Source organism: Nocardioides sp. (assembly GCF_035547795.1).
GTDB lineage: Bacteria > Actinomycetota > Actinomycetes > Propionibacteriales > Nocardioidaceae > Nocardioides.
Genome location: NZ_DASZUF010000201.1, coordinates 1 through 18,822, shown reverse-complemented (window position 1 = coordinate 18,822; position 18,822 = coordinate 1). Strand labels below are relative to the sequence as shown.

The following is an 18,822-nucleotide window of genomic DNA, read 5'->3' as shown; positions in this document are numbered from 1 at the left end:
TACCGACCGCGGCGACCCTACGGTTGGGTGACCAAGTCGTCGGAGAAGACGGTCTCGCCGTCCACCCGCTGGGCGGAGTCCGTCTCCAGCCGTACGTCGCCGACGATCTGCACCCCCGGACCAAACGTCCAGTCCCCGGTGACCCGCAGCGAGCTGGCCTTCTTCATCGACGGCGCCCCCTCGGGGAAGCGCTTCTCGAACTCGCTGACCACCTTGTAGTAGTCGCTGTCGAGATCGACATAGGGCACGTCGGCGGCGACCTGGTCGAGCACGAAGCCCTCGGTGATCTCGTAGACGTCCGAGCGCAGCACCAGCAGGTCGTTGGTCGTCTTGACCGGGATGAACCGGTCCCGGCCCACCTCGATCAGCCGGGCGTCGTCGAAGACCTCGACGGCCGAGCCCATCGCCGTCTCGACCTGGACCACCGAGGGCGTGCTCGGGTCGCCCGGGTCGGCGGTCTTCTCGTTGCGGATCAGCGGCAGGCCGAGGATGCCGTCGCGGGCGTCGAGGGTCTGCTTCATGGCGCGCAGGTCGAACCAGATGTTGTTGGTGGAGCAGTACCGGTGCCGGTCCAGGTTCTCCAGCGCCTTGCGGTCCTCGGGGAGCGTCTGCGCGGTCTCGCGCAGCACCAGCCGGCCGTCGGCCTTGCGACGGGCGAAGTGGCCGCCCTTGCGATCCGAGGCGGTACGCCGCACCGCCTCGATCGCGAACGGCGCCCCGGAGTCGGCGAACCAGCCGGCGACGCGGGCGTCGGGCACCGCGCCGAGATTGTCGGAGTTGGAGACGAAGACCCGCTCGTAGCCCTGCTCCAGCAGGGTGTCGAGCAGGCCGGAGCCGCGCAGCGCGGTGTAGATGTCGCCATGCCCCGGCGGACACCACTCGAGGTCGGGGTCGCGGGGCCAGCTCAGCGGCATCAGGGTGTCGGCGAGCAGCCGCGGCTCCATGTTCTGCCGGAACTCCAGCGGCAGGCCCTCGACCGGCAGGTCGGTGTAGCGGGCGAGCGCGTCGATGGTGTCCGCGGAGGTGCGGAAGGAGTTCATCAGCAGCAGCGGGAGCGGGGCGTCGTACACGCTGCGCAGATGCAGGATCTGGCGCGCGATGATGTCGAGGAACGACATCCCCCGGCGCACGCACAGCAGCGACTTGGCCCGGTCCATCCCCATGGAGGTGCCGAGTCCACCGTTGAGCTTGATCACCGCGGTGGTGCGGATCGCGGCGGCGGCGGCCTCGTCGGAGACCTCCACGTCGCGCAGCGACGGGATGTCGACCGGCTCGATGCTCGACTCGGGAATCATCCCGGTCTCACCGAGCTCGAGCTGCCGGTAGTAGTGGGCGAAGGTCAAAACGGCGACCTCGTCGACCCCGGCATCTCGCATCTTGCCGACCGCGGCGGTCAGCCCTGCACTACCCATGACGTCGATCGTAGGCTGACCAGGTGGGTGATCCACAAACTCCTCCTTGCTCCGGTCCGGACAGCCGGCTGGCGAAGCTCGCCATCCGCGACCAGTTGCTCACCCGCCGGCATCGGTTGTCCCTGGTCGAGATCGGCGAGGCCGCCCGTGCGCTGGCGGGTCATCTGCTGGCCCTGCCAGAACTGCGTCGCGCCGCCACCGTGGCGGCGTACGTGTCGGTCGGCAACGAACCCGGTACAGGTCCCCTCATCGACGCCCTGCAAACCTCCGGCCGGCGCGTCCTGCTCCCCCGGCTGCGGCCCGACGACGACCTGGACTGGTCGGTGTACGACGGTCAGCGCGCCCTGGTCCGCGCCGGCCGCGGACTGCTGGAGCCGGACGGTCCGCTGCTGGGCGTGGAGGCGGTGGCGAGCGCCGACGTGGTGCTCGTCCCGGGCCTTGCGGTGGACCGGCGGGGCTACCGGCTGGGCCGCGGCGGCGGCTCCTACGACCGAGCCCTGGGCCGAGTGCCGATGGACACGTTCACCTGCGTGCTCCTCTATGACGGCGAGGTGGGCGTCGCGGTGCCGGTGGAGCCGCACGACCGGCCGGTGCGGGCCGCCGCACACCCCTCGGGAATCACACATCTGCGTCGCGGTGTTTAAACTGGCAGTCGCACCTGTCGAGTGCTAAGTACCAAAGGAGTGACGTGCCCACGTATCAGTATGCCTGCACCGAGTGCGGTCACGCGTTCGAGCAGGTCCAGAGCTTCTCAGAGGACTCCCTCACCGTCTGCCCCGAGTGCGAGGGCCGGCTGCGCAAGGTGTTCAGCGCGGCGGGCGTCGTGTTCAAGGGCTCCGGGTTCTACCGCACCGACAGCCGCTCCTCGGGCAGCTCGTCCGCCAGCAGCACGCCGGCGAGCAGTACGCCGGCGACGGCCTCGAGCAGCTCCGGCAGCTGAGGTTCTCCACAGCCCTGTGGACGACCGAGTACGCCGACGGCCGGCGCGGCCTACCGTCGAGATGTGCTCCGCTCTCTCCGAACCTCGCCCGGGTCGCTCGGCGCCACACTCTCGTGGCTGCGGCGACTGCGCCGCCGCCTGCTCGCCCATCGCCGTCTCGGCGCGGCGATCCTCGCGGTGGCGGCGGTGGCACTCACCGTCCATGCCGTGCGCCCGCCGGCGCCGGCCAGCGTCGCGCTGACCGTCGCGGGTCGGGACCTGCCGGCCGGCACCGTCCTCGCGGCGGGTGACCTGGCCCGCGTGCGGGTGCCGCCCGGCGCCGTCCCGGCCGGCTTCGTCGAGCGGCCCACGGGTCGGGTCCTCGCGGCCGCGCTCCGGCGGGGCGAGCCGATCACGGACGCCCGCCTGGTCGGTCCGGACCTGACCGCCGGCCACCCCGAGCTGGTCGCCGTACCGGTGCGGCTGCCCGACGCTGCGATGGCGTCCCTGCTGCGGGTCGGCGACCGGGTCGAGCTGCTGGCGACCGACCCGCAGGACGGCGGCACCACGGTGGCGGCGCCGGACGCGCTGGTGCTGGCGCTGCCCGCCGCCGGCGAGACCCCCGTCACACCTCAGAACCCACCGAACGCCGTCACGTCCGGCTCCGGTGGCCGTCTCGTCGTCATCGGAGTGACCGAGAATCTCGTCACGCGTGTCGCCGGAGCGGCGGTGAGGGACTTCCTCACCTATGCCTACGGACACTAGGGTCGAGCCGTTTTCTCGGGGGATCTCCCGTTCCTCAACGATTTGGAGAGAGTGGAAATGAGCGGCTTCAAGAAGTTCTTGCTCCAGGGCGATCTGGTGCAGCTCGCCGTCGCGTTCGTCATCGGCGGTGCCTTCGCCACCGTGGTGACCTCGTTCGTGACCATCATCATGGACCTGATCGGGAAGGCGGGCGGCACGCCCAACTTCTCCGGCTACACCCCCGGCGGCGTCCACGTCGGCGTCTTCATCACGGCGCTGGTCGCCTTCGTCATCCTGGCCGCGGTCGTCTACTTCTTCGTCGTGGTGCCCTACACCAAGGCCAAGGACCGCTTCTTCCCGACTCCGCCGGCCGCGGAGGGTGCCACCACCGAGTCGCTGCTCGCCGAGATCCGCGACCTGCTGGCCGCCAAGCAGTGACCTGCTGACGCGACCCTCACCGGTGCCGTCTCACCCGCCGTGGTGAGGCGGCACCTGTGATTTCAGCCAGGCGTCGCTGGTGCTCTCGCCGCGCTCCTGCATGGTCTCCTCACGCTCGTCGCCGGTCGTCTTCGGCAGGACGTCACCGAAGATCTCCGCCAGCCGGCGCTTCTTCTCCCACTCGCTGGAGACGCCGTCGGTGGTGCCGCTGGGGCGCTCGTCCGAGGTCGAGGCCGGCATCAGGCACACAGCCCGGCGTTCTGGAGGGCGGTGGTGTCCTCGGTGGAGCGGCCCGCCTTGCTCGTCGGCGTACCGGAGGCGGAGGCCGATCCGCTGGGTGAGTCGCTGGTCGAGGCGCTCGCCCCCGCCGACGGGTCCGGCGTGGCCGTGCCGGGCAGGTTGCTGACGTTGATCGAGCCGGCGGTGAGCTGCTTCGAGAGCGGCTTGTCGTTGCGGATCGCGTCCCAGACCTGGGCCGCCTCGGGGCGCCAGACCACCCGGCCGGGGTACGCCGAGTCGTAGGCCCACGGGATGGTGACGAACTTGATCTTGTTCAGCCCGATGCCCTTGAACTGCTCGGCGAGGCCCGCGATCTTCTTGAGGTTCTTCAGCCCCGGGTCGACCGTCAGCGACTTGGTCGCGGCGTCGAGGAACTTGACCACCTTGATCGGGTTGGTCAGCGTGCCCGACGAGAGCACCTGGTTGACCATCGAGCCGACGAACGCCTGCTGCCGCTTGATCCGGCCCAGGTCGGTGCCATCGGTGCCGGGGATGTGCCGGATCCGGACGTACTCCAGCGCCTGGTTGCCCGAGATCTTGCGGGTGCCGCCCTTGAGGTAGATGCCGTGTGCGCGGTCGTCCCAGGTCTGGGGGATGCACACCTGGACACCGCCGATGGCGTCGACCATCGACTTGAAGCCCTCGAAGTTGACCACCACGAAGTGGTCGATGCGGATGCCGGTCAGCTGCTCGACCTGCTCGATGGTGCAGGCCGGGCCGCCGACCGAGAACGCGGCGTTCCACATCTGCGCGGTCGCCGCCGGGCTGACCGAGCCGTCGGCGCGCTTGCAGGCCGGCCGGTTGACGATCGAGTCGCGCGGGATGCTCACGCCGTACGCGCGCTTCCGGTCCGCCGAGAGGTGGATCAGGATCGTGGTGTCCGAGCGCTGACCGCCCTTGGTGAGGCCGTCGATGTCGCAGCCGGAGCAGTCTCGACTGTCCGAGCCCATCACCAGGATGTTGAGCGGGCCCTTCGGCCCGGTGACGACCTTGGCCGGGCGGGTGCCGATCATGTCCTTGGTGGCGTCGTAGACGTGCAGGTTGCCGTTGAGGTGGCGATACAGGTACGCCGCCGAGAGGCCGGTGACCAGGCCCAGCGCGACGATCGTGGCGAGCAGCACCTTGCCGACGGTGTGCCGCTTGCGGGGACGGGCCCGGCGCTTGCCGGGGCCGGTACGGCGCCGCGCGACCGGTCGGGTGCGGTCGGACCGCGCGTCTTGGCTGTGGGGATCGGTGGCCAGTGGGTCGGGAGCGATGCCCGGGGCAGCAGATGACGACAGCTGCTCAAGATCGGACATGCATCACCGTCACTCGACTCGGGTTCGGGCGCGCGGGGACGCCGTTGACCCTGCGCGTGACATCCCAGTGTGACCGCGACCGGCGGGTAAGCCAAAATGTTGTGGGCCATCGGTCAGGCAACTCTCAGCCCATCCACAGGCTGCATGCTTCTCCGGTGACCCGGGCCAGAGTCGAACCGGCGGGCCTTTCGCCATCGGGGGGAGCCGGCTGCTCACTCCCGGCCCGTGCCGGCCTGGGGCCGCCTGTGCCCCGGGCCAGAGTCGAACTGGCGACCTTTCGCTTAGGAGGCGGCTGCTCTATCCACTGAGCTACCGGGGCCTGCCTCTTGGTCGAGGCGACCGACATCTTGTCACTCCCCGCGGCGGAGCCGTAAACCGAGCGGCACCCACACCCCCTCACCCGGTGGCGGCAGAGACCCATGGAAGGGCTGGCCCTCCGCCGCCACCGGTCCTCCCGCCAGGAAGGTCAGTGGTTGCCGTGCTCGCCGGGACCGTCGCCGGGACCGTCGCCGGGACCGCCGCCGGGACCGTCGCCGGGACCGCCGCCGGAGCCGCCGGCGCCGTCGTCGCGGTCCTCGCGATGGTCGGCGTGGAGCCGGCCGGTGTCTCGGGTGACGTCGTTGGAGATCTTCTTGTCGCCCCAGGCGGTGGCCAGCTGGGCGATGCCCGCACCGACCGCGACGACGATGAAGATGATGACGATGATCCACAGCACGGTCATCGGGAGACCGCCTCCTCCCGCTCGGCGGCCTGGGCTCGCACCGCCGGCAGTACATCCGCCCCGAAGTGGCGGATCATGTCGCGGTAGTGCGGCCCGATGGCGGCGACGTACACCTCGTCGAAGCCGGCCTCCAGATAGGGCGCGTACGACGCGACGTGCCGCTCGATGTCGGGCCCGCAGACCAGGCTGTCGCGGGTCATCTCGGGGGTCACCAGCTGCGCGGCCTGTTCGAAGTGCCGCGGCGTGGGCAGCACCTGTGCCAGCTCCCCCGGCACTCCGGAGGTGCGCCACAGCCGGTGCGCATGCCCGACGCCCTCCTCCTCGGTCGGCGCCCAGGCGGCCTTGAAGCCGGCCGCGGCTGGCTTGCCACCAGACGTGTCGCGGAACAGGTCGAGCAACTCCCGGTCGGCCGAGGTGGTGACGTAGCCGTCGCCGATCCGGCCGGCGAGCCGGGTCGCCTCGGGACCGAAGCCGGAGACCCACACCTCCGGTGGCCGCTCGGGCAGGGTGTAGATCCGGGCGTTGTCGACGGTGTAGTGCGCGCCGCGATGGTCGACGACCTCCCCGGTCCATAGCCGACGCATCACCTCCACCGCCTCGGCCAGCATCTCCAACCGCATCTCGGCCCCCGGCCAGGCCTGGCCGTAGATGTGCTCGTTGAGCGCCTCGCCGCTCCCCACGCCGAGGCGGAACCGGCCGTCGTGAAGCACCGCCGAGGTGGCCGCCGCCTGGGCCACGATCACCGGCGAGATCCGCATCGTCGGACACGTCACCGCGGTCATCACCGGCAGCCGCGACACCCGCGAGAGCGCCCCGATCATCGACCAGACGAACGCGCTCTGGCCCTGCTCGTCGTTCCACGGGTGGAAGTGGTCGCTGATCCACAGCGCGTCGAAGCCGGCCTCCTCGGCGAGGGCGGCCTGCTCGAGCAACTCGTGGGGCGCGTACTCCTCGGTGGACAGGAAGTAGCCGAACGCGGTCATGCGGCTGCGGTAACCGGCCGCTCAACCGCCCATGCGTCCCCGGTTGGCCAAGATCACGGCGATCGGCGGCAGCGGCAACGCGACCAGCGACATGACGATCGCAGCCGGCACCGACCAGAGCCGGACGACGTTCCAGGCCAGCGCGATGAGCACCACGCAGGAGCCCATCAGGAGCACGTACGTCGTCTTGTTGGACATGCCACTCGGTACCCGTGCATGCGGCCGATCACCCGGGGTACCGACGGCCCCGTGATCCACCGCATCAAGCTCTGGCTCGCCGCTGCACTCGTCCCCGCCGAGGAGCGACTGGCTACAGCACCTCGAACCGGATACCGGCCATCCGCAGTCGGCCGGTCAGCGCATCGCCCATCGCCGCGGCGGTGGTGACCTGGCCCGCGGTCGGCGGGTTCTCGTCGAGGGTCAGGCACAGCGCCGACTCGGCGAGCATCTTCGCGGTCTCGCCGTAGCCGGGGTCGCCGCCGGAGACTCGGACGTGCACGGTCCGGCCGTCGCCCTCGCCGAGCACGTCGACGGTGAACCAGGACTTCGCTCGGCGGGCCTCGTCGGGCCCCTCCCCCTGCGGCACCTTGCTGCCCAGCCAGCGCCGCACCGGCCCGATCTGCGCGGCCAGCATCAGCCCGCCGACACCCAGTGCGCCGCCCGCGGCGTACCGCAGCGTCCTGGTGCCGGCGAAGTGCGAGTAGCGGAAGTCGGAGCCGTACGCCGGCAGCGCCGCCCCCGACCGTGCCACGATCACCGGGTCGATCGTCGGCAGCGGCAGCAGCCAGTAGCCGAGTTCGGGATCGCGGCCGGGCCGGCCGAGGACCGCGCGGGAGCGCCGCCCGGCCGGACGCGGCTCGACCCTCCTGCGGGCCGCCGCCGCGGCGCGCATCTGCGGCGCCCGGCTGAACTGTCCCAGCGCGGAGTGGAACGTCCCTCCCGACAGCATCCCGCCGGCGCGCACCACGCCGCGCATGGTGACCGGGCCCTCCGCCCCGAGCACGGTGACGGCGTGCAGGACGCCGAGGTCGTGCGGGATGGAGTCGAAGCCGCAGGCATGCACCAGCCGAGCACCGGAGAGCTGTGCGGTCCGGTGGTGACGGACGTACATCTCGTCGACGAACTCCGGCTCGCCGGTCAGATCGAGGTAGTCGGTGCCGGCCTCGGCGCACGCGGCCACCAGCGGCTCGCCGTACTCCAGGTAGGGGCCGACGGTCGTGACCAGGGTCCTGGTACGGCGGGCGAGCGTGGCCAGCGAGCCCGGATCGGTGACGTCGGCCCGCACCAGCTCGACGTCGGCGCCCAGGCGATCGCGCACCGCCGCGAGTCGGCCCGGGTCGCGGCCGGCGAGTGCCCAGCGCAGGCCGGCCGGGGCGTGTGCGGCCACGTAGGCGGCAGTCAGCCCGCCGGTGAACCCGGTGGCGCCGAACAGGACGATGTCGAAGTCGCGATCGCTCACACCGTCACTGTGGCAGCCCGTGCCCGAACCCGCCATGGTCTAGACCGTGAGCGTGACCCATCGGCCCATGTTTCGTTGACCCGTCACCTGGGTAGAGGGCGACCGGGAGCAAGGGAGAGGGCAGTGCAGACACTCGAGCTGGAGTTGAGCGAGTTCACCCGCCGGGTGGGCTCACTGCTGGTCGCCCACACCGCCACCGCCCTGCCCCGCGGGCTGGAGCCAGGCGAGTCGGTCCTCGTCCGCGACGGCGCCCGCGCCTTCTACATCGCGACCGTGCGCGACATCAGCTTCGAGCTGACCGACACCCACTACCGCCTCGAGCTCGGCGCGCCGATGGACGCCACGCAGGTCCTGGCGGCCCGGCGCGACGCGCTGGTCGCCGACGCGCGCGACAGCCACAGCCGGGTCGACATCCCCGAGCTGCTCGCGCTGCTGCGGGCGGCCCGCCCGCTGGCGCCCGAGCCGCGGCCGGCGCGCGCCGACGTCGCCAAGCGCATCGGTCGGTGACCGAACGACCAGCGCCGCCTAGTCAGTTCGGACTAGGGAAACAGGGCCCATCCCGAGGCCGGATCGTGACCGTCGTACTGGTGTGACCACACGCCCCGACCCGGAAGAATCGGGGCCATGCGGGACGGTGTGATTCGGGTATTCCTCCTCGACGACCACGAGGTGGTGCGTCGGGGCGTGCGCAGCATGCTGGAGGACGAGGGCGACATCGAGATCGTCGGCGAGGCCGGTACGGCGGCCGACGCGCTGCCGGCGATCCTGGCCCTGGCCCCCGACGTGTGCGTGCTGGACTCCCACCTCCCCGACGGTTCCGGCGTCGAGGTCTGCCGCGAGATGCGGGCGGCCAACCCGGAGATCCGCGGCCTGATCCTGACCAGCTACGACGACGAGGACGCGATCACCTCCGCGATCCTGGCCGGCGCGGCCGGCTACGTGCTCAAGCAGATCGAGAGCAACAGCCTGGTCAGCGGCATCCGGCTGGTGGCCAGTGGTCACACCCTCATCGACCCGGTGATCGCCACCCGAGTGGTGCAGCAGGTGCAGTTCCACAAGCGGGCCCACGGCGTTCTCGCCGACCTGACCCCGCAGCAGAGCAAGATCCTGTTCCTCATCGCCGAGGGGCTGACCAACCGGCAGATCGCGGCCCGGCTGTTCCTGGCCGAGAAGACCGTGAAGAACCACGTGACGGGGCTGCTCGCGCGTCTGGGCGTCGAGCATCGGACCCAGGCCGCGGTGCTGGCCCTGAAGCTGCGCGGCGAAATGGACGGCGGTGTCCCCGCGCCGCGCCGTGGCGACCGACTGGTCACCACCTTCTGAGCCTTCTGACAGGGAGGGAGCAGGACGGGGAGGCCTGGCGGCCTCCCCGTCCTGACTTGTCTCACAGCCGGAAGGTGCACACCAGGCCCCTGAGCTCGGCGGCCACGTCGGCGAGCCGGGTCGCGGCGTCGAGGGTGTCGCGGGCGCCCTGCCGGGTGTCGGCGGCGGCGTTCGCGACCTGGGTGACGTCCTCGGCGATGCCGTTCGCGCCGGCCGCAGCCTCGGTGACCGACCGGGCGATCTCGTTGGTGGTGGCGGTCTGCTCCTCCACCGCCGAGGCGATCGTGGTCTGGATGTCGTTGATCCGCCCGATCACCTCGGCGATCCGGCTGATGGCGCCCACGGCACCGGCCGTGTCGGCCTGGATGGCCTCGATCCGCTGACCGATCTCCTCGGTCGCCTTGGCGGTCTCCTTGGCCAGTTCCTTGACCTCGCCTGCCACCACCGCGAAGCCCTTGCCCGCATCACCGGCCCGGGCCGCCTCGATGGTGGCGTTGAGGGCCAGCAGGTTGGTCTGCTGTGCGATCGAGGTGATCACCTTGATCACCTGCCCGATCTCGGCGCTGGACTCGCCCAGCGACGCGACCGTGCTCTGCGCCTCGGAGGCCACGCCCACCGCATCCGTGGCGACGGTGGCGGCCTCGGTCGCGTTCTTCGCGATCTCGCGGATGCTCGCCGTCATCTCCTCGGCGGCCGTCGCCACCGTCTGGATCGACGCCGACACCTGCACGGACGCGCTCGACGCCGACGCCGCCCGGTCACTGGTCAGCGACGCGCCGTCGCCCATCCCCTGCGCCAACACCGTCAACTGCTCCGACGAGGTGGTCAACGTGTCCGCCGTACCGCCGATGTCGCCCAGGCTGGAACGCAACGTCGCCAACAGCTCGCGCAACGCCTGCGCGACCTGACCCACCGCGTCGTCGCCGGTGACGTCCAGCTCCCTGGTCAGGTCGCCCGCCGCCGCGGCCCGCACGGTGACCAGGATGCGCTCGACACCCTCGGCGTTCCGCGCCGCCGTGGCCCGGTTCGCCTCCTCGGCGGTGAGCCTCTCCAGCGCCTGGGACACCAGCCGGCCGACGCTGCGGAACGTCTCCAGGCGCTCCTCGCTCCACTCCCGGTCCTGGGTGGAGACGAACTCCATCGCGCCCGACACCTGCCCGTTGACCACCAGCGGGAAGGCGACCCCCGACCGTACGCCGTCGGCACGGGCCGCCTCCCGGCGCACGCAGTCGGTCAGCTGCGACATGTCGCGGTAGAAGACCAGGTCGCGCAGCCGCCACGCCCGGCCGACCAGGCTCATGCCCTCCGGGAACCGGGCGGCGTGGTTGGCGTTGACGAAGGCCGACCCGGCCGATCCCGACTCGTGCTGGAAGACCAGCTCGCCGTCGATGATCCGGAACGCGCTGGCGTACTCCAGGCCGAAGGCCGTGCGGACGGCGTCCAGCGCCAGCTGCACCGCCTGCGGCGGCGTGGTGGCGTCCGCGAGCGTCGACAGCACGCCGCTCACCGCGGCGTGGTTGGCGTTGGCGTCGATCAGCTCCCGCTCCTTGCGGGCCTCCTCGGTGAGGTCGTCCCAGAGCACCAGGGCGCCGACGTAGCGGCCCGTGGCGTCGTGGATCGGGGAGAAGTTGCCCTGGAGGACGCGGTCGCCGACCTGCTCGCGGGGCAGCTGGATCGGCAGCCGGGCGGCCGTGCGGAACAGCTCGGTGCCCGCCACCGGGTCGAGATAGAACGGCGCGAACGACGCCCCGATCGGGTTCGCGACCACGTCGGCCGGGATGTCGCCGTCGGCGCCCAGCTCGCGCAGCATCGCACGGCCGTGGGCGTTGACGTAGACGATCCGGTAGTCCGGGTCGACGACGTAGGCCTGGCTCGGGGCCGACTCGAGCACCTCGAAGCCGACGCCCGCCGATCCGCCCGATGAGGACGGGATCGACTCCGTCGCCGGGAGCGGGACCCGGACGGGGCCTGGGACAGCGCCGGGGACAGGGCCCGGCGCAGCGCCTGGGAGAGGGGTGGTCACGAGATCGGTCACGGGTTTCCTCCGGAGGTGTCGGGCACGGCCGAGACGTCGACCGCGCGGTCGGCGTCCAGGACGAGCAGGATCGCGTCGGGCAGGGGACGCACGCCCAGGACGACGTCCTGGACGTCGGCCGGCATGTTGGACGGGGCGGGCTCCAGCTCGAGGCTGCCCTGGTCGCGGGGGTCGATGACATCGCCGATGTCGTCGACGAGGAGGCTGACCACCTCGCCTCGACTGCGCACGATGACGTTCATGGGCAGGGCGCCCTCCGGGCGGGGCGGCAGGCCGAGCCGGACCCGCAGGTCCACAGCGGTGACGATCTGGCCGCGCAGGTTGATCAGGCCGCGCACCGCCTCGTTGGCGCGCGGCACCGGCGTCATCGGCTGGTGTCGCAACACCTCCTGCACCTCGGCGACCGCGACGCCGAAGTAGAGATCGTCGACCCAGAACGTGCAGTACTGCTCGGCGACGCCGAGCGTGGGAGCCGTCATGCCACGACTCCCATCCGGGCCACGACCGCCTCGAGGTCGACCAGGTCGGTGACCCGGTCCTGGACCACGGCGGATCCGGTCACGCCGGTACGGCGGCCCACCTCGCTGAGTACGACGGTCTCCTCGACCACGTCGAGCACCCGGTCGATGACGATGCCGACCGCCCGGTCCTCGATCTCGTGGACCACCACCGCGACCTGCTCGCCTCGGCCGGCGGTGTCGGTCAGCCCGATCGCCGGGGCCAGCCTGACCAGCGGCAGGATGCCGTCGCGGTACTGCACCACCTCGGCGCCACCGGAGCGCTCGATCCGCTCGCGCGGGAACTCCTCCAGGCGCGCGACGGCGTCCAGCGGCAGCGCCGCCCGGCGACCGTCGGCCACCTCGATGACCAGCAGTGCGGTGCGGTCGCCCTCCAGGACACCGCGGGTCTCGACGTTCTCCGGCGCGATGGCGCCGACGCCCTGCATCTGCGCCATCCCCGGTACGTCGAGGATGAGCGCGACCCTGCCGTCGCCCATGATCGTGGCCCCGGCGTACATCGCCAAGCCCTTGAGCTGGCGACCGATCGGCTTCACCACGATCTCCTGGGTGTCGTGCACCTCGCTGACGCACAGGCCGAAGGTCAGGTCGTCGGACTGCACCACCACGACCGTCAGGGCGTCGCCCTCCTCCGCCGTACCGCCGAGCGCCTCGGCGAGGCTGACCAGCGGGAGCAGCCGACCGCGCAGCCGCAGCACCGGGGCGCCGGCGAACCGCTCGACCTGGCGGCGCAGTTCCTCGCCCTCGATCCGGACCAGCTCGACCAGGTTGGCCTGCGGGATGGCGTACCGCTCGCCGCCCTCGCCGACGACCAGCGCCGGGATGATGGCCAGGGTCAGCGGGATGCGGACCCGGGTGGTGGTGCCCTTGCCGACCTCGGAGACCACGTCGACGCTGCCGCCGATGCGCTCGATGTTGGTGCGGACCACGTCCATGCCCACGCCGCGGCCAGAGATGTTGCTGACCTCGGTGGCGGTGGAGAAGCCGGGCCGGAAGATCAGGCCGATGATCTCCTTGGTGTCCATCCGGGCGAGCTGCTCGCGGGCGACCACGCCGCGCTGCACGGCGATCGCGCCGATCCGCTCGGGGTCGATGCCCTTGCCGTCGTCGGTGATCTCCACGACCACCTGACCGGACTCGTGGTAGGCGCGCAGCAGCAGTCGACCGGTGCGTGGCTTGCCGGCGCGCTCGCGGTCCTCGGGGCGTTCGATGCCGTGGTCCATCGAGTTGCGGACCAGGTGGGTGAGCGGGTCCTTGACCGCTTCGAGGACCGAGCGGTCCATCTCGGTCTCGTGACCCTCCATGGTCAGGTCCACCTCACGGCCGAGCTGGTGGGCCAGGTCGCGGACGATCCGCGGCATCTTCGACCAGACCTGGCCGATCGGCTGCATGCGGGTCTTCATCACCGACTCCTGCAGCTCGCTGGCCACCAGGTCGAGGCGCTGGCTGGCGCGGATCAGCTCGACGTCCTCGTGGGTGTCGGTGCGCTGCAGGATCTGGTTGCGGGTGAGTACCAGCTCGCCGACCAACTGCACCAGGTTGTCCAGCAGCTCCACGTCCACTCGGACGGTCGCCTCGGCGACGGAGCGACGCTCCACACCGTCCCACGGCTCGGCCGGGTCGGGTGCCTGGACGCCGCGGCGTTCGACGCCGTCCCAGGCCGGCGGCTGGGGCGTCGACGCGTCGACGGGCTCGGTGGCGTCGGGACTTGGCGTCGACGTGTCGACCACCTCCGTCGCCGGAGCCTCGACCGCGGGCGGCTGGCCACCGTTCTTGAGCAGCAGCTCGATGGCGGCCTGCACCGGCGCCACGTCGACACCGGGGTCCTTGTCGTTGCCGCTGCGCTCGATGCCCTCCAGCAGCGCGCGCACCGTGTCGACCATGCGCAGCAGCGCCTCGGCGATGTCGGGAGTCATCGCGTACTCGCCGTCGCGCAGCTTGGAGAGCAGCGTCTCGCCGACGTGGGTCAGCCGCTCCAGCCGGCCGAAGGCCAGGAACCCGCTGGTGCCCTTGATGGTGTGGATGGTGCGGAAGATGCTCGACAACAGCTCCCGGCTGCCCGGGTGCTGCTCCAGCTCGACCAGGTCCCGGTCCAGCTGGTCGAGGTTCTCGTGGCTCTCCACGAGGAACTCGGCAATGATCTCGGCATCGTCATCCATCGGCTGCTCCCTCCGGGGGAGCAATCGGCCGCACCCGGTTCGGTCTGACCAGAAATGGCCCCGAGTCGGACAATGGTTAGGACCCGAACGATCGGTCCGGGCGACGGGTCAGCGACGTTCGCGCAGTGCCTGGGTCAGCGACGCCACGGCGTCCTCGCTGGGCGATGCGGAGGACTGGTTCTCGGTGGCCAGCTCGGCCAGCAGCTCGGCGCGATGGACGCTCACCGAGCGCGGGGCCGCGATGCCCACGCGGACGACGTCGCCACGCACCTCGAGCACGGTGATGGTGACCTCGTCCCCCACCACGACGCTCTCGCCGACTCGGCGGCTCAGGACCAGCATGTGGCAACGCTAGCGCAGCGGCCCGAGTCCGACTCAGGCCACCAGCGGCGCGGCGACGGCCAGCGAGCCGTCCTCGAGGATCACCTGGGCGGCGCGGCGGGTGATCGTGTTGACCACCAGCGGCGCCCGCAGGTTGACCGTCGTACTCGCCAGCGACTCGCCCGCGTGCACGATCAACAGCACCAGGACGTCGTCGGCCGAGACGATGCCCAGCTCGGCGACGAGGTCGTCCTCGATCTCGGGGGCGTACGACGGGAAGAACTGCACCGCCGGCACCACCAGGAACTGCAGTCCCTCGTGGTCCAGGGAGCGCAGCGCGCCCAGCACGCCGGCGTCGTCGAGGTGGACCAGCGCGAACCGCTGGTCCTCGGGGAAGCCCGGCATCGGCCGCGCCATCTCGATGACCGGCAGCTCCTGCAGGGTCGGCGCCTCGTCCATCACCACGGCTCGCATCATGACAGGAAGTCCAAGAGGCTGCGCTGGCTGGTCTTCGAGACCGCCATCAGCGCTGCCTGGTAGGCGTTGGTCTGCGTCTGCATCTCGATCGTCGCCTGGGCGATGTCGACGTCCTCGACGTCCGACTGGGTCTTCTGCAGCGCGAGCTGGGTCGCGGAGGCGACGTTGCTGGCCTGGTTGATCTGGTTCATCCGGGCGCCCTCGTCGGCCGCGGCCGCGCTGAGCCGGTCCATGTCGGCCTGCAGGTCGGAGATGCTCTGCTCGATACCGGCCGAGTCCGCCGGCACCTGCCGCAGCGCGGTGGACAGAGCGGTCAGGTGGTCGAAGACGTTGCTGCCGTCGGAGCCGAAGACCTTGGTCCCGTCGGAGTCGACGCGCACCACCGAGTCGACGCCGACGCGTCGGTTGACCTGACCCGCCGGGGTGTTGCCGTTGCCGGTGTAGGTGACCTTGCCGGTGCTGTCCATGGTGAACGCCGCGCCGCTGGTCGTCGTACCGCCGAAGATGGGTCGGCCCAGGTACTGGGTGTTGGCGAAGTCGACCAGGCTCTTCTTGATCTGGTCGACCTCGTCGGCGAGGGCGGAGGAGGCGCTGGCGCCGTTGCTCGCCGTGTTGGCGCCCTGGACAGCCAGCGTGTACGCCCGCCGGACCTGGTCGGTGGCGCCCTGGATGGTGCTGTCGATGGTGCTCAGCCAGGAGATCCCGTCCTGCGCGTTGCGCTGGAACTGGGTCTGCTGTGCCACCCCGGCTCGGGCGCGCAGTGCGACGGTGGTGTCGGTCGGCGAGTCCGAGGGGCGGTTGAGGCGCTTGCCCGTCGTCAGCTGCTCCTGGGCCTTCGCCATTCCCGTCAGGCCGTTCTCGACCGAGTTCAGCGACTGGTTGGTCAGCATTCGCTGGGTGACCCGGGTGATCATCGGCTCATCACGCTCCCATCCGGTTGATCAGGGTGTCGAGCAGGGAGTTCATCACCGTCAGCACCCGGCTGGACGCCTCGTAGGCACGCTGGGCCTGCATCAGGTTGATCGTCTCCTCGTCGAGGCTGACGCCGGCCTGCTGCTCGCGTTCGTCGTCCACCTGGTTGGCCAGAAGCTGCTGGTTGGTGGTCTGGGTGTTGAGGCCGGCCACGGTCGAGCCGAGCCCGGTCACCAGCCGCTGGTAGGCGTCGTTGATGTTGACCGGCGTGCCGGGCGGGTTGCCGGCACCGACGGCGCCGTTGAGCACCTGGGTGATCGTGTCGGCATTGTCGGCGTTGTTGCTCTGCCCCGAGCCGTCGGAGGAGGCGGCCACCTTGCTTGGGTCGGTCACCAGGACCGAGATCGTCCCGGCCGGGTCTCCGGCGGTGTAGTCGAAGAACTTGCCGCCGGCCGCACCGGACTGGTCGTAGCCCGCCTCGTGCTGGGTGTTGACCATGTCGGCGAGCTGCTGGGCGACGTCGTTCAGCCCGGCGCGATAGTTGGCCAGCGTGACGTTGAGCAAGGTGGCGATGCCGCCCAGCTCGCCGCCCATCCCGTTCGGTACGGCGGTCTGGTTCGTGCTCGGCGTCGCCCCCACCGGCACCGGGTCGCTGATCGAGAACGACACCGTGCCGGGGTTGGCGGTGTCGCCGTTGCTCGGCGTGCCGTCGGCGTTGATTCCGTTCACCGTCATGGTGCCGGCGTTGTCCCCGGTGACCAGCGCGACGCCGTTGATGCTGATGTTGTAGCGCCCGGTGCTGTCCTGCGCGACGACGGCACCGGCCTTGTTGGCCAGGTCCAGGGCCAGCTGGTCGCGCTGGTCCTGCAGGTCGCTGACGTCGGTGCCGTTGGCCTGGGCGATGAAGATGTTGTGGTTGAGCTGGGCCAGCTGCTGGGCGTCGTTGTTGATCTGCGAGACGTCGTCCACCGCGGCGGCACGCTGCTGGGCGCGCTCGTCGTCGACCGCGCGGGCCTGGGCGTTGATGGCCGCCGCCAACGTCTGGCCGCTGGCGATCACCGACTGCCGTGCAGCGGAGCCGTCCGGGCTGCTGACCACGTCCTGCCAGGCCGACCCGAACGCCGAGAGCGCGCTGGCGATGCCGGTGTCGCTCGGCTCGTTGATCGCCGTCTCCACCCGCTCCATCGAGGTCTGCTGCACCTGCAGGTAGGACAGGTTGGCGTGCTCGTTGCGGACCCGGGCGTCCATCAGGAAGTCGGTCAGCCGGCTCACCGAGGTGGTGGTGACGCCCTCACCGTGTCCGGTGTACGTCGACCACATCGCGCCGGTGGTCGCTCCGCCGACCTCGGCCCCCTCCGCCCGACGGCGTACGTAGCCGTCGGTGTTGACGTTGGAGATGTTGTTGTTCGTGGTGTCGATGACGATCTGCTGGTACTGCAGACCGGTCTTGGCGATGTTGAGGCTGCCGAAGGTTCCCGTCATCGGTCACAGGCTCCGATCCACAAGACGACGGCGCGGCGCGTCCACCACCGCCGAGCCGTCGGGCGAGTAGCCGTCGGCGTTGCCGCCGATCGACATCAGGGTCTCCCGGGCCGAGCGGTAGCCGGCCGTGATCAGCCCGCGGCTGGACTCGGAGAGCTCCGAGATCTCGCGGGTGGCGGTCAGGAAGGCGGTGCGGTGGTCCTGCAGGATCGACTGCCACGGCTCGGGCGCGGCCTCGGCCAGGGTGATCAGCGTGGACCCCGGCGGCAGGCCCAGCTCGTCGGCCACCTCGTCGGCGGCCACGGCACGCAGCACCTCGGTCTCCCGCAGCGTCTCGAGCACCTCCTCGACCTCGCGGGTGGCGTTGGCCAGCCAGCGGGTGCGGCCGCTGGCGAGCACGAGCTGCTCCAGCTCGAGCTTGTAGGCCAGCAGCTCGAGGAGCTCCCGCTCGCGCCAGAGGATCAGCGACAGCTTCTCCACGATCCACCTCTCGGGTCGTTGCTCGGTGATCGGCCACCACCGGACCCATCGCAGGCTTCATCGCCCGCTGGCATGCCCACCTGAGTCGTTTTGCGTGCGACCCGGGTCAAATCGTGGTTCGAGCCGTGACTATCGCGGACTACCGAGATTGGGACCTCGGCCCTGATTTGACGCTCGACTGGTTCATACCTGGCGAGAACCCTGGCTTGAGGCTTGGATCACAGGCAATCTTCCGTCCGTGACCGAGCACGCAGGCGACCCCCGCGCCGACGAACTCATCACCAGCCACATGCCGCTGGTCGGACATATCGTCCGGGAGACGATGGGCCGGGTGCCATCCCATGTGAGCCGTGACGACCTGACCTCCGCAGGCCTCACCGCTCTCGTCCAGGCTGCCCAGGCGTTCGACGCCGAGCGCGGCGTTCCTTTCGAGCGGTACGCCGCCACGCGCATCCGGGGCGCGATTCTCGACGAGCTGCGCGCCGTCGACTGGGCCTCCCGGTCGGTGCGGCGTCGGGCCCGCGACCTCGAGGAGACCCGCAGCCGGCTGGCCGGCGTGCTGGGCCGCACGCCGAGCGTCGCCGAGGTCGCCTCCGCACTCGGGATGAGCGTGGAGGAGGTGACCGCCAACGACGAGGACGTCAGCCGGGCGCAGGTGCTCTCGCTGCAGGGCTCGACCACCGCCTCGCTCGACGAGCTGGTCCCCACCCGTGCTCCCTCCCCCGAGCAGCTCGTGGAGCACCAGGAGCGGCTCACCTACCTGCTGGAGGCGATCGCCGAGCTGCCCGAGCGGCTGCGCCAGGTGGTCCAGGACTACTTCTTCTCCGAGCGCCCGATGGCCGACATCGCCGCGGATCTCGGC

At 70.9% G+C, this 18,822-nt stretch carries 22 protein-coding genes and 1 tRNA gene; 7 read left to right on the top strand and 16 right to left on the bottom strand.

The window, feature by feature from the left end; all coding sequences use genetic code 11:
* Positions 1 to 17: 17 nt before the first annotated feature.
* Positions 18 to 1,412 carry a UTP--glucose-1-phosphate uridylyltransferase gene (locus VHA72_RS14980; protein ID WP_325576606.1) on the bottom strand — a complete coding sequence of 465 codons (1,395 nt, stop codon included), beginning with the start codon at positions 1,410 to 1,412 and terminating at the stop codon, positions 18 to 20.
* Positions 1,413 to 1,435: 23 nt separating this feature from the next.
* Between VHA72_RS14980 and VHA72_RS14975 the strand changes: the two genes are divergently transcribed.
* The 4 genes from VHA72_RS14975 (at position 1,436) to VHA72_RS14960 (ending at position 3,513) form a co-directional block, all read left to right on the top strand.
* Positions 1,436 to 2,056, top strand: coding sequence for a 5-formyltetrahydrofolate cyclo-ligase (locus VHA72_RS14975; RefSeq protein WP_325576605.1), 621 nt, complete (start codon positions 1,436 to 1,438; stop codon positions 2,054 to 2,056).
* Positions 2,057 to 2,100: 44 nt separating this feature from the next.
* Positions 2,101 to 2,352 (top strand): FmdB family zinc ribbon protein, encoded by a 252-nt coding sequence (locus VHA72_RS14970; protein ID WP_325576604.1) that lies wholly within the window; start codon positions 2,101 to 2,103, stop codon positions 2,350 to 2,352.
* A 63-nt stretch (positions 2,353 to 2,415) separates the two neighbouring features.
* Entirely contained in the window at positions 2,416 to 3,096 is a 681-nt protein-coding gene (locus tag VHA72_RS14965; RefSeq protein ID WP_325576602.1) for an SAF domain-containing protein, read from the top strand.
* Positions 3,097 to 3,153: 57 nt separating this feature from the next.
* Positions 3,154 to 3,513 (top strand): MscL family protein, encoded by a 360-nt coding sequence (locus VHA72_RS14960; protein ID WP_325576600.1) that lies wholly within the window; start codon positions 3,154 to 3,156, stop codon positions 3,511 to 3,513.
* 30 nt (positions 3,514 to 3,543) lie between these two features.
* Here the strand turns inward: VHA72_RS14960 and VHA72_RS14955 are convergent, their stop codons facing one another.
* From VHA72_RS14955 to VHA72_RS14925, 7 genes are all read right to left on the bottom strand, one after another.
* Positions 3,544 to 3,753: a hypothetical protein gene (locus VHA72_RS14955; protein WP_325576598.1), complete on the bottom strand. Its 210-nt coding sequence runs from the start codon at positions 3,751 to 3,753 to the stop codon at positions 3,544 to 3,546.
* A complete protein-coding gene (locus VHA72_RS14950) occupies positions 3,753 to 5,090 on the bottom strand; it encodes an LCP family protein (RefSeq protein ID WP_325576596.1) in 1,338 nt (445 codons plus the stop codon). The genes VHA72_RS14955 and VHA72_RS14950 overlap by 1 nt, the downstream gene beginning before the upstream one ends.
* A gap of 246 nt (positions 5,091 to 5,336) precedes the next feature.
* Positions 5,337 to 5,409: transfer RNA gene (locus tag VHA72_RS14945), tRNA-Arg, on the bottom strand.
* A 147-nt stretch (positions 5,410 to 5,556) separates the two neighbouring features.
* The gene (locus tag VHA72_RS14940) at positions 5,557 to 5,811 is read right to left on the bottom strand and encodes a hypothetical protein (protein ID WP_325576594.1); all 255 of its coding nucleotides are present in this window, start codon (positions 5,809 to 5,811) and stop codon (positions 5,557 to 5,559) included.
* A complete protein-coding gene (locus VHA72_RS14935; protein ID WP_325576592.1) occupies positions 5,808 to 6,794 on the bottom strand; it encodes a TIGR03557 family F420-dependent LLM class oxidoreductase in 987 nt (328 codons plus the stop codon). Before VHA72_RS14935 ends, VHA72_RS14940 begins: the two co-directional genes overlap by 4 nt.
* A 21-nt stretch (positions 6,795 to 6,815) precedes the next feature.
* Positions 6,816 to 6,992: a DUF3099 domain-containing protein gene (locus tag VHA72_RS14930; RefSeq protein ID WP_325576590.1), complete on the bottom strand. Its 177-nt coding sequence runs from the start codon at positions 6,990 to 6,992 to the stop codon at positions 6,816 to 6,818.
* A gap of 112 nt (positions 6,993 to 7,104) precedes the next feature.
* Positions 7,105 to 8,253 carry a saccharopine dehydrogenase family protein gene (locus tag VHA72_RS14925; protein WP_325576587.1) on the bottom strand — a complete coding sequence of 383 codons (1,149 nt, stop codon included), beginning with the start codon at positions 8,251 to 8,253 and terminating at the stop codon, positions 7,105 to 7,107.
* Positions 8,254 to 8,376: 123 nt separating this feature from the next.
* Between VHA72_RS14925 and VHA72_RS14920 the strand changes: the two genes are divergently transcribed.
* Together VHA72_RS14920 and VHA72_RS14915 are read left to right on the top strand one after the other, a co-directional pair.
* Positions 8,377 to 8,760: a hypothetical protein gene (locus tag VHA72_RS14920; protein ID WP_325576585.1), complete on the top strand. Its 384-nt coding sequence runs from the start codon at positions 8,377 to 8,379 to the stop codon at positions 8,758 to 8,760.
* Between the two features lie 117 nt (positions 8,761 to 8,877).
* Entirely contained in the window at positions 8,878 to 9,576 is a 699-nt protein-coding gene (locus tag VHA72_RS14915; RefSeq protein ID WP_325576583.1) for a response regulator, read from the top strand.
* Positions 9,577 to 9,637: 61 nt separating this feature from the next.
* On the opposite strand, the gene VHA72_RS14910 is transcribed toward VHA72_RS14915, so the two are convergent.
* The 8 genes from VHA72_RS14910 to flgN all read right to left on the bottom strand — a co-directional run bounded on the left by VHA72_RS14910 (position 9,638) and on the right by flgN (position 17,960).
* Entirely contained in the window at positions 9,638 to 11,467 is a 1,830-nt protein-coding gene (locus VHA72_RS14910; RefSeq protein ID WP_325576581.1) for a methyl-accepting chemotaxis protein, read from the bottom strand.
* Between the two features lie 140 nt (positions 11,468 to 11,607).
* Positions 11,608 to 12,090 (bottom strand): chemotaxis protein CheW, encoded by a 483-nt coding sequence (locus VHA72_RS14905; RefSeq protein WP_325576579.1) that lies wholly within the window; start codon positions 12,088 to 12,090, stop codon positions 11,608 to 11,610.
* Complete coding sequence (locus tag VHA72_RS14900) at positions 12,087 to 14,288, bottom strand: chemotaxis protein CheA (protein ID WP_325576577.1); 2,202 nt, start codon at positions 14,286 to 14,288, stop codon at positions 12,087 to 12,089. Before VHA72_RS14900 ends, VHA72_RS14905 begins: the two co-directional genes overlap by 4 nt.
* A 108-nt stretch (positions 14,289 to 14,396) precedes the next feature.
* Entirely contained in the window at positions 14,397 to 14,630 is a 234-nt protein-coding gene (csrA, locus tag VHA72_RS14895) for a carbon storage regulator CsrA (protein WP_325576575.1), read from the bottom strand.
* A gap of 33 nt (positions 14,631 to 14,663) precedes the next feature.
* On the bottom strand, positions 14,664 to 15,086 hold the full coding sequence (fliW, locus tag VHA72_RS14890) for a flagellar assembly protein FliW (protein ID WP_325576573.1): 423 nt from the start codon (positions 15,084 to 15,086) through the stop codon (positions 14,664 to 14,666).
* Complete coding sequence (flgL, locus tag VHA72_RS14885; RefSeq protein ID WP_325576571.1) at positions 15,083 to 16,000, bottom strand: flagellar hook-associated protein FlgL; 918 nt, start codon at positions 15,998 to 16,000, stop codon at positions 15,083 to 15,085. The genes fliW and flgL overlap by 4 nt, the downstream gene beginning before the upstream one ends.
* Positions 16,001 to 16,007: 7 nt before the next feature.
* Positions 16,008 to 17,480 carry a flagellar hook-associated protein FlgK gene (flgK, locus tag VHA72_RS14880; RefSeq protein ID WP_325576569.1) on the bottom strand — a complete coding sequence of 491 codons (1,473 nt, stop codon included), beginning with the start codon at positions 17,478 to 17,480 and terminating at the stop codon, positions 16,008 to 16,010.
* A gap of 3 nt (positions 17,481 to 17,483) precedes the next feature.
* Entirely contained in the window at positions 17,484 to 17,960 is a 477-nt protein-coding gene (flgN, locus tag VHA72_RS14875) for a flagellar protein FlgN (RefSeq protein WP_325576567.1), read from the bottom strand.
* A gap of 238 nt (positions 17,961 to 18,198) precedes the next feature.
* Between flgN and VHA72_RS14870 the strand changes: the two genes are divergently transcribed.
* Positions 18,199 to 18,822: sigma-70 family RNA polymerase sigma factor (locus tag VHA72_RS14870; RefSeq protein WP_325576565.1), on the top strand; the 624-nt coding region annotated here is incomplete at its 3' end.